This window comes from Acidovorax delafieldii, assembly GCF_007993815.1.
Lineage (GTDB): Bacteria > Pseudomonadota > Gammaproteobacteria > Burkholderiales > Burkholderiaceae_C > Acidovorax > Acidovorax delafieldii.
Map to the genome: position 1 here is coordinate 89,390 of NZ_VJWE01000017.1, position 14,768 is coordinate 104,157.

The window sequence follows — 14,768 nt, forward strand, 5'->3', positions numbered from 1 at the left end:
ACTCATGGGAGGAAAGACGGGCTACTGGGACGGCAGAGACCTTGTCACCCCAGCGCCGCGGGGACCTCAGGCTGCCGTAGTTTGGCGCACGGCGTGTTCCCAGTTCGCCATCAGCTCCTGCGCACGCGCGCTGCTGAGCGTGGGCACAAAGCGGCGGTCGGCGCGCCACAGCCGCGAGAGTTCATCCGTGCTACGGTACACGCCGCTCGACAGCCCTGCCAGGTAGGCTGCGCCCAGGGCCGTGGTCTCGATGACGGCCGGCCGCACCACCGGGATGCCCAGCAGGTCGGCCTGGAACTGCATCAGCAGGTCGTTGATGCAGGCGCCGCCGTCCACGCGCAGTTCGCTCACGGGCGCACCGCCAGCGGCCACGGCGTCGCGGCTCATGGCCAGCAGCAGGGCGGCGCTCTGGTAGGCAATGCTTTCGAGCGCCGCGCGCGCAATGTGGCCCAGCGTGGTGCCACGCGTGAGGCCCGTGATGGTGCCGCGTGCGTCAGGCTTCCAGTAGGGGGCGCCCAGGCCGGTGAAGGCGGGCACCATCATCACGCCGCCCGAATCGGGCACGCTTTGGGCCAGTGACTCCACCTCGTTGCTGGTGGAGATGGCGCGCAGCCCGTCGCGCAGCCACTGCACCACCGCGCCGCCGACAAACACACTGCCTTCCATCGCAAATTCAGGTTGCGCCGTCGCCTGCGCTGCGCTGGTGGTGAGCAGGCCGTTCTGCGAGGTCTGGAACGTGCTGCCCGTGTGCATGAGCATGAAGCAGCCCGTGCCATAGGTGTTCTTGGCCATGCCGGCGGTGAAACAGGCCTGGCCGAACAGCGCGCTTTGCTGGTCGCCCGCTACGCCGCCAATGCGGATGGCGTGGCCCAGCAGGTCGGCCGCGATGTCGCCAAAGTGGGCGCTGGACGGCAGCACCTCGGGCATCAGCGCCTTGGGAATGCGCAGCAGCGCCAGCAGCTCGTCGTCCCACTGGTTGGTGTGCACATTGAACAGCATGGTGCGCGAGGCGTTGCTCACATCCGTCACGTGCACTTTGCCGTGTGTGAGCTTCCACATCAGCCAGCTGTCCACCGTGCCAAAGGCCAGCTCGCCGCGCTCGGCCGCTTGCCGCGCGCCGGGCACATGGTCCAGCATCCACTGCAGTTTGGTGCCGGAGAAGTAGGCGTCCACCAGCAGGCCGGTCTTGGCCCGGATGGTGGCGGCATGGCCTTGTTCGCGCAGCTGGGCGCAGGCGGGTTCGGCGCGCCGGTCCTGCCACACGATAGCGTGGTGCACGGGCTGGCCGGTCTGGCGGTTCCACAGCACGGTGGTCTCGCGCTGGTTGGTGATGCCGACGGCGCGTATGTCGCTGGCCGCAATGCCCGCCTTGGCCAGCGCATCGCGCGCGGTGGTGATCTGGGTGCGCCAGATCTCCAGCGGGTCGTGCTCCACCCAGCCGGGCTGGGGGTAGATCTGCGGCAGCTCCAGCTGCGCCTGCGCCACGATGTGGCCGCCTTCGTCAAAAACGATGCTGCGGGAGCTGGAGGTGCCTTGGTCGAGAGCGAGCAGGTAGGTCATGAGGGCAAAGGATAGGTGAAGCTATGCAGCTACCGTGCAGATGACTTCAGCATCTTGCAGAAGGGCCGGGAAGGGCTCGGGCGGTGGTGCATCGGTGAACAGGCGGTCGATCTGCGCCAGCGTGGCCAGTTGCACCATGGCCGGGCGGTTGAACTTGCTGAAGTCGGCTGCCAGCCAGACCTCGCGCGCGTGCTCGATGATGGTTTGCGCCACCTTCACCTCGCGGTAGTCGAAGTCGCGCAGCGACCCGTCCGGCTCGATGCCCGAAATGCCGATGAGCGCAATGTCCACCTTGAACTGGCGGATGAAGTCCACCGCCGCTTCGCCCACGATGCCCCGGTCACGGGCGCGCACCACGCCGCCGGCCACGATGACCTCGCACTCGGGGTTGCCGCTCAGGATCGCGGCCACGTTGAGGTTGTTGGTGATCACGCGCAGGCCCCGGTGGTGCAGCAGTGCCTTGGCAATTGCCTCGGTGGTGGTGCCGATGTTCAGGATCAGCGAGCAGTCGTTGGGTACCTGTTCGGCCACGGCGCGCGCAATGCGCGCTTTGCCTTCGGCATGCAGGTTTTCGCGCTGGGTGTGCGCCAGGTTCTCCACCGTGGAGCTGGGCACGCGCACGCCGCCATGAAAGCGCGTGAGCAGTCCCGACTCCGCCAGGCGCTGCACATCGCGGCGCACCGTCTGCAGCGTGACCCCCAGGGTGTCGGCGAGTTGTTCCACCGTGGCGGACTTGCGCGCGCGCACTTCTTCGAGGAGTTGGAGTTGGCGGGGATTGGTGTTCACGGTGGGGTGTTGTGCGCAGTGTTATGTCACCGAATCGTAACGAATCTGAAACATTCGCTTTGGTGCCCGGTGGCACGCTAAAGACTGTAAATCGAACAAAAACGAATTGATTAAGGGTAAACCTTGATTCGATTCGAACAAAAAGGAACAAAAATGAAAAAGATCGAAATTTGAGGGCTGCCGTGCGTGTGTGCAGCCCTTTCACACAGGCCTCAGGGCCGGAAGAGGATGCTTCATGCAGCTGGCGTTGGACAGCATCAGCAAAAAAGTCGGGGCGCAGACCTGGCTGTACGACATGAACCTGTCGCTGCAGCCCAATGCCGTGACGGTATTGCTGGGAGCGACCCAGGCGGGCAAGACCAGCCTGATGCGCATCATGGCCGGGCTGGATACGCCCACGTCGGGCACCGTCAAGGTCGATGGTGTGGATGTGACTGGCATGCCCGTGCGCGACCGCAATGTGGCCATGGTGTACCAGCAGTTCATCAACTACCCCTCGATGAAGGTGGCGGCCAACATTGCGTCGCCCCTGAAGCTGCGCGGTGAAAAGAACATCGACGCCAGGGTGCGTGAGATTGCGAGCCGCCTGCACATCGACATGTTTCTGGATCGTTACCCGGCCGAACTCTCCGGCGGGCAGCAGCAGCGTGTGGCGCTGGCGCGTGCGCTGGCCAAGGGTGCGCCGCTGATGCTGCTGGACGAGCCGCTGGTGAACCTGGACTACAAGCTGCGCGAAGAACTGCGCGAGGAGCTGACCCAGCTGTTTGCTGCCGGCCAGTCCACCGTGGTCTATGCCACCACCGAGCCGGGCGAGGCCCTGCTGCTGGGCGGCTACACCGCAGTGCTCGACGAAGGTCAGTTGCTGCAGTACGGCCCCACCGCCGAGGTGTTCCATTCCCCCAATTCGCTGCGTGTGGCGCGCGCTTTCAGCGACCCGCCCATGAACCTCATTGCTGCCTCGGCGGCCCCTTCCGGGGTGCGTCTGCAGGGTGGGGTGGAGCTGGCGGTGCATCTGCCGCAAGGGGTGGCCACGGCCGCAGGGCTCACGGCAGGCGTGCGCGCCAGTGCGCTGCGCGTGGTGGCCCGCCCGGGTGACATCAGTGTGGGCGGAGTGGTCGAGCTGGCCGAAATTTCGGGCTCCGACACCTTTGTGCACGCGGCCACACCCTGGGGTGACCTGGTGGCGCAGTTGACCGGTGTGCATTACTTTGAACTGGGCACGCCCATCACGCTGCACCTGGACCCTGCCCAGGTCTATGTGTTTGGTGCTGATGGCCGACTGGCTTGGGCGCCCGCAAGGCCCGCTACTGCACAAGGAGGGCGCTGACATGGCCCGCATCAGTCTGGATTTGGCGCATTCGTACAAGCCCAACCCGCAGCAGGACGGCGACTACGCGCTGCTGCCTTTGAAGATGGAGTTCGAGGACGGTGGTGCCTATGCGCTGCTCGGCCCCTCGGGCTGTGGCAAGACCACCATGCTCAACATCATGTCGGGCCTGCTCGTACCGTCGCACGGCAAGGTGCTGTTTGACGGGCGTGACGTGACGCGCGCCAGCCCCCAGGAGCGCAACATTGCCCAGGTGTTCCAGTTCCCGGTGATCTACGACACCATGACGGTGGCCGAGAACCTGGCCTTCCCGCTGCGCAACCGCAAGGTGCCCGAGGACCAGATCAAGCAGCGTGTGGGCGTGATCGCCGAGATGCTGGAAATGAGCGGCCAGCTCAACCAGCGCGCGGCAGGCCTCGCGGCCGACGCCAAGCAGAAGATCTCGCTGGGCCGTGGACTGGTGCGCGCCGATGTGGCGGCCGTGCTGTTCGACGAGCCGCTCACGGTGATCGACCCGCACCTCAAGTGGCAGCTGCGCCGCAAGCTCAAGCAGATCCACCACGAACTCAAGCTCACGCTGATCTACGTGACCCACGACCAGGTGGAGGCGCTGACCTTTGCCGACCAGGTGGTAGTGATGACGCGCGGCAAGGCCGTGCAGGTGGGGTCGGCCGATGCCTTGTTCGAGCGGCCCGCGCACACTTTTGTGGGGCACTTCATTGGCTCGCCGGGCATGAACTTCTTGCCTGCGCACAGCGAGGGCGACAGCCTCACTGTGGCCGGGCACCGCCTGGCCAGCCCCGTGGGCCGTGCGCTGCCAAACGGTGTCCTGCAGGTCGGCATCCGGCCCGAATACCTGGCGCTGGCCCAGCCGCAGCAGCCGGGCGCATTGCCTTGCAACGTGGTGCAAGTGCAGGACATCGGCACCTACCAGATGCTGACCGCCAAGGTGGGCGAGCACACCGTCAAGGCGCGCTTCACGCCCGAGACGCGGCTGCCATCGGCCGGTGACACGGCATGGCTGCAGGTGCTGGGAACCCACACCTGCTTCTACCAGAACGAGCAGTTGCTGACCGCGGAGGTCGCACCATGAGCGCCGCCCGGCCGCCCGAAGGCGCTCAGCACCGCAGTGCGCAGCACGGAGGTTTCCAATGAGTACCACGACCAAACCCGTGAACCAGAAGGCCTGGTTCCTGATCTTGCCCGTGATTTTGTGTGTGGCCTTCTCGGCCATCCTGCCGCTGATGACGGTGGTGAACTACTCGGTGCAAGACATCATCAGCCCCGAGCGCCGTGTCTTCGTGGGCACGGAATGGTTCGTACAGGTGATGCGCGACGAGGAACTGCACGCCGCGCTGCTGCGCCAGCTCACCTTCTCGCTGGCTGTGCTGGCGGTGGAGATTCCGCTGGGCATCCTGCTGGCACTGTCCATGCCTGCTCAGGGCTGGAAGTCGTCCGCCGTGCTGGTGGTGGTGGCGCTGTCGTTGCTGATCCCCTGGAACGTGGTGGGCACCATCTGGCAGATCTATGGCCGTGCCGACATCGGCCTCATGGGCAGGCTGCTGCAAGAGGTGGGCATCGAATACAGCTACACCGGCAACGCCACGCAGGCCTGGCTCACGGTGCTGCTGATGGATGTGTGGCACTGGACGCCGCTGGTCGCGCTGCTGGCCTTTGCCGGGTTGCGCTCCATCCCCGACGCGTACTACCAGGCGGCACGCATCGATGGCGCCAGCAAGTTCGCGGTGTTCCGCTACATCCAGCTGCCCAAGATGCGTGGCGTGCTGATGATTGCGGTGCTGCTGCGCTTCATGGACAGCTTCATGATCTACACCGAGCCGTTCGTGCTGACCGGCGGCGGACCGGGCAATGCCACCACCTTCTTGAGCCAGTACTTGACGACCAAGGCCGTGGGCCAGTTCGACCTGGGCCCTGCCGCAGCGTTTTCGCTGATCTATTTCTTCATCATCCTGCTGCTGTGCTTCATCCTCTATAACTGGATGCAGCGCGTGGGTACCGCCAGCAACGAAGGAGCCGGCCATGAATGAAAAGCGCTTCCAGAAGCGGTCGATCTTCCTTGTTGTCTACCTGCTGTTCGCGCTGTTGCCCATCTACTGGATGGTCAACATGAGCTTCAAGACGAACGAGGAGATTCTTTCGACCTTCACGTTCTTTCCCCAGCACTTCACCTGGGCCAACTACAAGACCATCTTCACGGACGAGTCCTGGTATTCGGGCTATATCAACAGCCTTATCTATGTGGGCATCAACACGGTGATCTCGCTCACCGTGGCGCTGCCCGCTGCTTATGCCTTCAGCCGCTATCAGTTCCTGGGCGACAAGCATGTGTTCTTCTGGCTGCTGACCAACCGCATGACGCCACCCGCCGTGTTCCTGCTGCCGTTCTTTCAGCTCTACACCACCGTGGGGCTGATGGACACGCACATTGCTGTGGCACTGGCGCACCTGCTGTTCAACGTACCGCTGGCGGTGTGGATTCTGGAAGGCTTCATGAGCGGTATTCCGCGCGAGATCGATGAGACGGCCTATATCGATGGCTACAGCTTTCCGCGCTTTTTCATGACCATTTTCCTGCCGCTCATCAAGGCTGGTGTGGGCGTGGCAGCGTTCTTCTGCTTCATGTTCAGCTGGGTAGAACTGCTGCTGGCGCGCACGCTGACCAGCGTGAATGCCAAGCCCATCGTGGCCACCATGACGCGCACGGTGAGCGCCTCGGGCATGGACTGGGCGACGCTGGCCGCCGCTGGCGTGCTGACCATCGTGCCGGGTGCGATCGTGATCTGGTTTGTTCGCCACTACATCGCAAAAGGCTTTGCGATGGGGCGGGTTTAAGGAGGCAGCGACATGTTTGACTGGATGGCCTGGACGCTGCCCGTGGCGGTGTTCTTCATTTGCATCGTGCTGATGCTGATCGGTATGACAGTGTGGGAGATCAAGTCGCCCACAACGATGCGCAAGGGTTTTTTGCCGCTGGAGACGACGCGCGGTGATCGGCTGTTCATTGGGCTGTTGTCGGCGGCCTACGTGAATCTGATTTTTGTCGGCGTCAGCGGCAAGCTGGCCCAGTGGTTCAGCCTGCAGGGCGACCCGTCGATCTGGATCAGCTTTGTGTTGTCGATGGCGCTGCTGCTGCTCATCCTGCGCAAGGGGTGAGGTGTTTGCAGGCAGCCTTGGTTTCAATGGTTCCCGTCGCGCGGCTCAACCCTTCCCCGGAGCCGCGTGACCCTTGCATCCAAAGGGGAGATGACTATGAGGAGACAGGCACTATGAAGACGCGGTACACAGCGCTGGCACTGGCAGTGGCGGTCATGACGGGTCAGGCCGCCATGGCGGGCGAGGCGGAGGCCAAAAAATGGATCGACACCGAGTTCCAGCCCTCCACGCTGAGCAAAGACCAGCAGATGGCCGAAATGAAGTGGTTCATGGACGCGGCCAAGAAGCTGCAGGCCAAGGGTGTGAAGGAAATCTCGGTGGTGTCCGAGACCATCACCACCCACGAATACGAATCCAAGACGCTTGCCAAGGCGTTTGAGGAAATCACTGGCATCAAGGTCAAGCACGACCTGATCCAGGAAGGCGACGTGGTCGAGAAGCTGCAGACCTCCATGCAGTCTGGCAAGTCCATCTATGACGGCTGGATCTCGGACTCGGACCTGATCGGAACGCACTACCGCTACGGCAAGATCATGAATCTGACCGACTACATGGGCGGTGCAGGCAAGGAGTGGACCAACCCCGGCATCGACATCAAGGACTACATCGGCACCAAGTTCACGACCGGGCCAGACGGCAAGCTGTACCAGTTGCCCGACCAGCAGTTCGCCAACCTGTACTGGTTCCGTGCCGACCTGTTCGACCGGAAGGACATCAAGGACAAGTTCAAGGCCAAGTACGGCTACGACTTGGGTGTGCCGCTCAACTGGAGCGCCTATGAGGACATCGCCGAGTTCTTCACCAACGACGTGAAGAACATCGACGGCAAGCCCATCTATGGCCACATGGACTATGGCAAGAAGGACCCATCCCTGGGCTGGCGTTTCACCGACGCATGGCTGTCCATGGCGGGCTCTGCCGACATCGGCGCGCCCAACGGCCTGCCGATCGACGAATGGGGCATCCGCGTGGCGGACGACAAGTGCACTCCCGTGGGCGCCAGCGTGGCCCGTGGCGGTGCGACCAACTCGCCCGCAGCCGTGTATGCGCTGACCAAGTACGTGGACTGGATGAAGAAGTACGCGCCCAAGGAAGCCACGGGCATGACCTTCGGCGAAGCCGGCCCCGTGCCCGCACAAGGTCAGATCGCGCAGCAGATCTTCTGGTACACCGCCTTCACGGCCGACATGACCAAGCCCGGCCTGCCCGTGGTGAATGCTGACGGCACGCCCAAGTGGCGCATGGCCCCCGGCCCCAACGGCCCCTACTGGAAGCAGGGCATGCAGAACGGCTACCAGGACGTGGGCTCCTGGACCTTCTTCAAGGACCATGACGCCAACAAGACGGCTGCCGCCTGGCTGTACGCCCAGTTCGTGACGGCCAAGACCACGTCGCTCAAGAAAACGCTGACGGGCCTGACCCCGATCCGCGAGAGCGACATCCAGTCTAAGGCCATGACGGACGCCGCCCCCAAGCTCGGCGGCCTGGTCGAGTTCTACCGCAGCCCGGCGCGCGTGGCATGGTCGCCTACCGGCACCAATGTGCCCGACTACCCCAAGCTGGCCCAGTTGTGGTGGAAGAACGTGGCGCAGGCGGTCACGGGTGAGAAGACTCCCCAGGGCGCCATGGACACCCTGGCCGACGAGATGGACCAGGTGATGGCCCGTCTGGAACGCGCAGGCATGGCCCACTGCGCGCCCAAGCTCAACCCCAAGAGCGACCCCAACAAGTGGCTGAGCGACAAGCAGGCGCCCTGGAAGAAGCTGGCGAATGAGAAGCCAAAGGGCGAAACCATTGCCTACGACAAGCTGCTGCAGGCGTGGAAGGACGGCAAGACGCGCTGATCCACAGATCAAGGTGTGGTTGCAACCACCATTGATCGGCAGCCAGGGCTCACAAGGTCTCTGGCTGCCTTTTTTGCTCGATACCGCCCTCGGCACCTGTGCGGCTGCGGGGCGGGTTCTCACCCCGGGAGTGTCAGGAATTCAAGGGTAAACCCTTGGTTTCTACTCCGCCCATGGACAATCACCCCATGACCATTGCCACCGCACCCCTTCCTACACGGCGCGCCGACCTCCTGGCCCGCCTCGCCCAGCCGCACCAGTATGACCTCGCCGTGATCGGCGGTGGCGCGACGGGCCTGGGGGTGGCGCTGGATGCCGCGGCGCGCGGCTTCAGCGTCGTGCTGGTGGATTCACACGATTTCGCCAAAGGAACCTCGTCCCGGGCCACCAAGCTGGTGCATGGCGGGGTCCGTTACCTGGCCCAGGGCAACATCGCGTTGGTGCGCGAGGCGCTGCATGAACGCACCACGCTGCTGCACAACGCGCCCCATCTGGCGCAACCGCTGCCCTTTGTGATGCCGTCTTACCGTTTCTGGGAAACACCCTTCTATGGCATCGGGCTGATGATGTATGACGCGCTTGCAGGCAAGGCTGGCCTGGGCGCTACGGAGTTTCTGGGGCGCGCTCGCACCCTGCAATGTCTGCCCACCGCCCGTACCGAGGGGCTCAAGGGCAGTGTCAAATATTGGGACGGCCAGTTCGATGACGCTCGCCTGGCCTTGGCGCTGGCGCGCACGGCCGCCAGCCTGGGCGCTTTGGTTGTCAATTACTGTCCCGCACGGTCGCTGGTTCACGAGGCTGGCAAGGTCGTGGGTTTTGTCTGCGAGGACGCGGACAGCGGCCAACAATTCACGGTGCGCGCTCGGTCGGTGGTCAACGCCACGGGCGTGTGGGTGGACACCCTGCGCCAGATGGACGGCGAAGCCATCGGTCGGCCTGTCAAGCCCATGGTGGCGCCCAGCCAGGGGGTGCACATTGTGGTGGACCGGGAGTTCTTGCCGTCCGACCACGCGCTGATGGTGCCCAAGACGGCCGATGGCCGCGTGCTGTTTGCGGTGCCTTGGCTGGGCAAACTTATTCTGGGCACCACCGACAGCCCGCGCCAGGATGTGGTGCGCGAGCCTGAGCCCTTCCGGGAGGAAGTGCGGTTCATCCTGGAGGAATCCGCGCGCTACCTGACCCGCGCGCCCCGCGTCGAGGACATCCGTAGCATCTGGGTGGGCTTGCGTCCGCTGGTCAAGCCGCAGGACGACGACGGCGACAACACCAAAAAGATCAGCCGGGAGCACACCGTGCTGGCCAGCCGCAGTGGCCTGATCACCGTGACGGGTGGAAAATGGACCACCTACCGGGCAATGGCCGAAGATGTGTTGCAAAAATGCTTCACCACGGGGCTGTTGCCTGAAAAACCAGCTGGGGTGACCAATCATCTGCCGTTGGTGGGAACTCCTCGGGAGCCCGTACAGCACCGCATCAGCGACGCCCAAGGACTGCACTCTTACGGCACGGAAGCGGCTGAGGTGCGGGCAATGCCCGGAGCGCAGACGGATCTCGGGGGCGGCCTGACGGTGGCAATGGTGCGCTTTGCGGCCCGCTACGAATACGCCTGTACGGTGGAAGATATGCTGGCGCGGCGTTCGCGTCTGCTGTTCCTGGATGCCCGCAAGGCGATTGAGCTGGCGCCGGTTGTCGCAGGCCTCCTGCGCGAGGAGCTAGGCGCCGATCCGCAACTGGAGGCCTTTCTGGCCCTGGCGCAACAGTATCTGCATGTGCCCACATAACACGCGCTTGACTTCCTAAAAGTCTTTTGCAATAATCGAGGGCTTCGCGTTTCATACGTGAAGTTTCTGCCCAGCGGGAAGTGCTGCAAATGGTTTGCGGTGCGGACGACGGGCCCAAGACTGACTGGCTGATTTGCAGCCCTTGAGAAGTTCTCTGGGGCTGTTGTCTTCTGGTGCAAGTTGGGAATATTGAAATGATCCAGACAGAATCTCGGTTAGAGGTTGCCGACAATACCGGCGCCAAGTCCGTCCTTTGCATCAAGGTGCTGGGTGGCTCGAAGCGTCGCTATGCAAGCGTTGGCGACATCATCAAGGTGAGCATCAAAGAAGCCGCTCCACGTGGCCGCGTCAAAAAAGGCGAGGTTTACAGCGCAGTGGTGGTTCGCACGGCGAAGGGTATTCGTCGCGGCGACGGTTCGCTCGTCAAATTCGACGGCAACGCAGCAGTGTTGCTGAATGCAAAGTTGGAGCCCATTGGCACCCGCATCTTTGGACCCGTGACGCGTGAACTGCGTACCGAGAAGTTCATGAAGATCGTGTCCCTGGCTCCTGAAGTTCTCTAAGGACGCGCCATGAACAAGATTCGCAAGGGCGACGAAGTCATCGTGCTGACCGGCCGTGACAAGGGCAAGCGTGGCACTGTGTCGCTGCGCAAGGATGACTCTCACCTCGTCATCGACGGTATCAACCTGGTCAAGAAGCACGCCAAGCCAAACCCTATGAAGGGTACGACGGGCGGCATCATCGAAAAGGCCATGCCGATTCACCAGTCCAACGTGGCCATCTTCAATGCCGCTACTGGCAAAGCTGATCGCGTGGGCATCAAGGTGCAGGCTGACGGCACGCGCGTTCGCGTGTTCAAGTCCAGCGGCGCTGAAATCAAGGCGGCCTAAGGGGTAAACATGGCACGACTCCAAGAAATTTACCGCGACAAGATCGCTCCCGAGCTGACCAAGCAGTTCGGTTACACCTCGCCGATGCAGGTTCCCCGTCTGACTAAGATCACGCTGAACATGGGCGTGAGCGAAGCAGTCTCGGACAAGAAGGTGATGGACAACGCTGTGGCCGATCTGACCAAGATTGCTGGTCAGAAGCCTGTGGTGACCAAGGCCAAGAAGGCTATCGCTGGTTTCAAGATCCGCGAAGGTCAGGCCATTGGCTGTATGGTCACGCTGCGTGGCGTGCAGATGTATGAGTTCCTGGATCGTTTCGTGACCGTGGCGCTGCCCCGCGTTCGTGACTTCCGTGGTATCTCCGGTCGCGCCTTCGATGGCCGTGGCAACTACAACATCGGCGTCAAAGAACAGATCATTTTCCCTGAAATTGAGTACGACAAGGTTGACGCCCTGCGCGGTCTCAATATCAGCATCACCACGACGGCCAAGTCCGACGAAGAAGCCAAGGCGCTTCTCGCTGGTTTCCGTTTCCCGTTCAAGAACTGAGGCGAAGCATGGCTAAAGTAGCTTTGATCCAGCGCGAACTGAAGCGCGAAAAACTGGCAGCCAAGTACGCAACCAAGTATGCGGAACTGAAGGCAATCGCTGGCGATGCCAAGCGCAGCGACGAAGAGCGTGATGCAGCCCGCCTGGGCCTGCAAAAGCTCCCGCGCAACGCAAACCCCACACGTCAGCGTAACCGTTGCGAAATCACCGGTCGTCCACGTGGCACCTTCCGTCAATTCGGTCTGGCTCGCGCCAAGATCCGCGAACTGGCTTTCAATGGCGACATCCCAGGTGTCACCAAGGCCAGCTGGTAAGCAGGCAGGAGAGATTAAACATGAGCATGAGTGATCCCATCGCTGACTTGCTGACCCGCATCCGTAATGCACAGATGGTCTCCAAGGCCACGGTTCTGGTGCCATCTTCCAAAGTGAAGATCGCCATCGCCCAGGTGCTGAAGGACGAAGGTTATATCGACGGCTTCCAGGTCAAGACCGAAGCTGGCAAGTCCGAACTCGAAATTGCCCTGAAGTATTACGCAGGCCGTCCAGTGATTGAGCGCATCGAGCGCGTCAGCCGCCCTGGTCTGCGTGTCTACAAAGGCCGTGATTCCATTCCACAAGTCATGAACGGTCTGGGTGTGGCAATTGTCACAACGCCCAAGGGCGTGATGACCGATCGCAAGGCGCGCGCTACCGGTGTCGGTGGCGAAGTGCTCTGTTACGTGGCCTAACCCGCGGCATTGAGGAGAAACTGAAATGTCCCGAGTAGGAAAAATGCCCGTGACCATCCCCGCAGGTGTGGATGTGTCCGTGAAGAGTGACCAGATCTCCGTGAAGGGTTCTGGCGGCACCCTGTCGCTGGCGCAAAACGCGCTGGTGAAGGTGTCCAGCAATGAAGGCAAGCTCAGCTTTGAGCCTGCCAATGATTCCCGCGAAGCCAATGCCATGAGCGGCACGATTCGCCAGTTGGTCAACAACATGGTGGTCGGCGTCAGCAAGGGTTTCGAAAAGAAGCTGAGCTTGGTAGGCGTGGGTTACAAGGCTGCTGCAGCCGGTTCCAAGCTGAACCTGGCCGTCGGCTATTCGCACCCGGTCAACATCGAGATGCCCGCTGGTATCACGGTTGCCACCCCTACCCCCACTGAAGTGGTGATCAAGGGTGCTGATCGTCAACGCGTCGGTCAGATCGCCGCTGAGATCCGTGCTGTTCGTCCACCCGAGCCCTACAAGGGCAAGGGCATCCGCTACGCGGACGAAAAGATCACGATCAAAGAGACCAAGAAGAAATAAGGAGCTGCAACATGTTGACCAAGAAAGAGCAGCGTCTTCGTCGTTCGCGCCAGACCCGCATCCGCATTGCACAGCAAGGCGTGGCGCGTCTGACCGTGAACCGTACGAACCTCCATATCTACGCCAGTGTGATCTCCGGCGACGGCAGCAAGGTGCTGGCAAGCGCTTCGACGGCAGAAGCCGACGTGCGCAAGTCGCTCGGCGGTTCGGGCAAGGGTGGCAATGCCGCTGCAGCCCAGATCATCGGCAAGCGGATCGCTGAAAAGGCGAAAGCTGCAGGTGTCGAGAAGGTTGCATTTGATCGCGCAGGTTTTGCTTACCACGGTCGCGTCAAGGCTTTGGCCGACGCAGCCCGTGAAGCCGGCCTGCAGTTCTAAGCGGAGCGGAATAAAAAATGGCTAAATTTCAACCCAAAGTGCAAGACGAAGGTCGTGACGACGGTCTGCGCGAAAAAATGATCGCGGTCAACCGCGTGACCAAAGTCGTGAAGGGTGGCCGTATTCTCGGTTTCGCCGCACTGACTGTGGTTGGCGATGGTGACGGCCGCGTGGGCATGGGTAAGGGCAAGTCCAAGGAAGTGCCCGCTGCTGTGCAAAAGGCGATGGAAGAAGCCCGCCGCAACATGGTCAAGGTGTCCCTGAAGAACGGCACCATCCATCACAACGTGACCGGCCACCATGGCGCGGCAGTGGTGATGATGGCTCCCGCACCCAAGGGTACCGGTATCATCGCTGGCGGTCCTATGCGCGCAGTCTTTGAAGTACTGGGTGTGACCGACATCGTGGCCAAGAGCCATGGTTCGTCCAACCCCTACAACATGGTCCGTGCTACCTTTGACGCGCTCGTCAATTCGACGACTCCGTCGAACGTTGCAGCCAAGCGCGGCAAGACAGTCGAAGACATCTTCGCCTGAACCGGAGCCTGAATATGACAACGCAACAAACCGTCAAGATTCAACTGGTGCGCAGCCCGATCGGCACCAAGGAATCGCACCGCGCCACCGTCCGTGGCCTGGGTCTGCGCAAGCTGAACAGCGTCAGCGAATTGAAGGATTCGCCCGAAGTTCGCGGCATGATTAACAAGATCAGCTACCTGGTCAAAATCGTCTGAGAGATAGATCATGGAACTCAATAGCATCAAGCCCGCAGACGGCGCCAAGCATGCCAAGCGCCGCGTAGGCCGTGGTATCGGCTCCGGCCTGGGCAAGACCGCTGGCCGTGGTCACAAGGGCCAAAAGTCCCGCTCTGGTGGCTACCACAAGGTGGGCTTCGAAGGCGGTCAAATGCCGCTGCAACGTCGCTTGCCCAAGCGCGGCTTCAAGTCGCACCTGCTCAAGTTCAATGCAGAAGTTACGCTGACGGCGCTGGACCAACTGGGTCTGGCCGAAGTGGATGTGCTGGCACTGAAGCAAGCTGGTCTGGTGGGCGAGCTGGCCAAGGTGGTCAAGGTCATCAAGAGCGGTTCCCTGAGCAAGGCAGTCAAGCTGTCTGGCGTGGGTGCTACGGCTGGTGCCAAGGCAGCCATCGAAGCTGCTGGCGGCAGCGTCGCCTGAGTGTGGCACTGAA

At 62.2% G+C, this 14,768-nt stretch carries 19 protein-coding genes; 17 read left to right on the plus strand and 2 right to left on the minus strand.

The window, feature by feature from the left end:
- Window positions 1-66: 66 nt before the first annotated feature.
- Window positions 67-1,560 (minus strand): glycerol kinase GlpK, encoded by a 1,494-nt coding sequence (gene glpK, locus ATF69_RS19875; RefSeq protein WP_146872051.1) that lies wholly within the window; start codon window positions 1,558-1,560, stop codon window positions 67-69.
- A 21-nt stretch (window positions 1,561-1,581) separates the two neighbouring features.
- A complete protein-coding gene (locus tag ATF69_RS19880) occupies window positions 1,582-2,346 on the minus strand; it encodes a DeoR/GlpR family DNA-binding transcription regulator (RefSeq protein WP_056065359.1) in 765 nt (254 codons plus the stop codon).
- Between the two features lie 235 nt (window positions 2,347-2,581).
- Here ATF69_RS19880 and ATF69_RS19885 point away from each other — a divergent pair, with 235 nt between their 5' ends.
- From ATF69_RS19885 to rplO, 17 genes are all read left to right on the plus strand, one after another.
- Window positions 2,582-3,673: an ABC transporter ATP-binding protein gene (locus ATF69_RS19885; protein WP_056065364.1), complete on the plus strand. Its 1,092-nt coding sequence runs from the start codon at window positions 2,582-2,584 to the stop codon at window positions 3,671-3,673.
- Window position 3,674: 1 nt separating this feature from the next.
- Window positions 3,675-4,766, plus strand: coding sequence for an ABC transporter ATP-binding protein (locus ATF69_RS19890; RefSeq protein WP_056748076.1), 1,092 nt, complete (start codon window positions 3,675-3,677; stop codon window positions 4,764-4,766).
- Window positions 4,767-4,824: 58 nt separating this feature from the next.
- Window positions 4,825-5,721: a carbohydrate ABC transporter permease gene (locus tag ATF69_RS19895; protein ID WP_056065369.1), complete on the plus strand. Its 897-nt coding sequence runs from the start codon at window positions 4,825-4,827 to the stop codon at window positions 5,719-5,721.
- Window positions 5,714-6,526, plus strand: coding sequence for a carbohydrate ABC transporter permease (locus ATF69_RS19900; RefSeq protein WP_056065372.1), 813 nt, complete (start codon window positions 5,714-5,716; stop codon window positions 6,524-6,526). The genes ATF69_RS19895 and ATF69_RS19900 overlap by 8 nt, the downstream gene beginning before the upstream one ends.
- A 12-nt stretch (window positions 6,527-6,538) precedes the next feature.
- Entirely contained in the window at window positions 6,539-6,847 is a 309-nt protein-coding gene (locus tag ATF69_RS19905) for a DUF2160 domain-containing protein (protein ID WP_056065375.1), read from the plus strand.
- A gap of 113 nt (window positions 6,848-6,960) precedes the next feature.
- Window positions 6,961-8,691 carry an ABC transporter substrate-binding protein gene (locus ATF69_RS19910; RefSeq protein ID WP_056065378.1) on the plus strand — a complete coding sequence of 577 codons (1,731 nt, stop codon included), beginning with the start codon at window positions 6,961-6,963 and terminating at the stop codon, window positions 8,689-8,691.
- Window positions 8,692-8,879: 188 nt separating this feature from the next.
- The gene (locus ATF69_RS19915) at window positions 8,880-10,472 is read left to right on the plus strand and encodes a glycerol-3-phosphate dehydrogenase/oxidase (RefSeq protein WP_146872052.1); all 1,593 of its coding nucleotides are present in this window, start codon (window positions 8,880-8,882) and stop codon (window positions 10,470-10,472) included.
- A gap of 194 nt (window positions 10,473-10,666) precedes the next feature.
- Window positions 10,667-11,035, plus strand: a complete 369-nt coding sequence (rplN, locus tag ATF69_RS19920) for a 50S ribosomal protein L14 (protein WP_007861702.1) — start codon at window positions 10,667-10,669, stop codon at window positions 11,033-11,035.
- Between the two features lie 9 nt (window positions 11,036-11,044).
- Window positions 11,045-11,365 carry a 50S ribosomal protein L24 gene (gene rplX, locus ATF69_RS19925; protein ID WP_008906524.1) on the plus strand — a complete coding sequence of 107 codons (321 nt, stop codon included), beginning with the start codon at window positions 11,045-11,047 and terminating at the stop codon, window positions 11,363-11,365.
- Window positions 11,366-11,374: 9 nt separating this feature from the next.
- A complete protein-coding gene (gene rplE / locus ATF69_RS19930; RefSeq protein ID WP_005793632.1) occupies window positions 11,375-11,914 on the plus strand; it encodes a 50S ribosomal protein L5 in 540 nt (179 codons plus the stop codon).
- A gap of 8 nt (window positions 11,915-11,922) precedes the next feature.
- Entirely contained in the window at window positions 11,923-12,228 is a 306-nt protein-coding gene (rpsN, locus tag ATF69_RS19935; RefSeq protein ID WP_015016017.1) for a 30S ribosomal protein S14, read from the plus strand.
- Window positions 12,229-12,248: 20 nt separating this feature from the next.
- Complete coding sequence (rpsH, locus tag ATF69_RS19940; RefSeq protein ID WP_005793636.1) at window positions 12,249-12,644, plus strand: 30S ribosomal protein S8; 396 nt, start codon at window positions 12,249-12,251, stop codon at window positions 12,642-12,644.
- A gap of 25 nt (window positions 12,645-12,669) precedes the next feature.
- The gene (rplF, locus tag ATF69_RS19945; protein WP_056065384.1) at window positions 12,670-13,203 is read left to right on the plus strand and encodes a 50S ribosomal protein L6; all 534 of its coding nucleotides are present in this window, start codon (window positions 12,670-12,672) and stop codon (window positions 13,201-13,203) included.
- Window positions 13,204-13,214: 11 nt separating this feature from the next.
- Window positions 13,215-13,580, plus strand: a complete 366-nt coding sequence (gene rplR, locus ATF69_RS19950; RefSeq protein WP_005793639.1) for a 50S ribosomal protein L18 — start codon at window positions 13,215-13,217, stop codon at window positions 13,578-13,580.
- A 17-nt stretch (window positions 13,581-13,597) separates the two neighbouring features.
- Window positions 13,598-14,116 (plus strand): 30S ribosomal protein S5, encoded by a 519-nt coding sequence (gene rpsE / locus ATF69_RS19955; protein ID WP_146872053.1) that lies wholly within the window; start codon window positions 13,598-13,600, stop codon window positions 14,114-14,116.
- A 14-nt stretch (window positions 14,117-14,130) separates the two neighbouring features.
- Complete coding sequence (rpmD, locus tag ATF69_RS19960; RefSeq protein WP_005793644.1) at window positions 14,131-14,313, plus strand: 50S ribosomal protein L30; 183 nt, start codon at window positions 14,131-14,133, stop codon at window positions 14,311-14,313.
- Between the two features lie 10 nt (window positions 14,314-14,323).
- Window positions 14,324-14,755 carry a 50S ribosomal protein L15 gene (rplO, locus tag ATF69_RS19965; protein WP_056065387.1) on the plus strand — a complete coding sequence of 144 codons (432 nt, stop codon included), beginning with the start codon at window positions 14,324-14,326 and terminating at the stop codon, window positions 14,753-14,755.
- The last annotated feature ends 13 nt before the right edge of the window (window positions 14,756-14,768 follow it).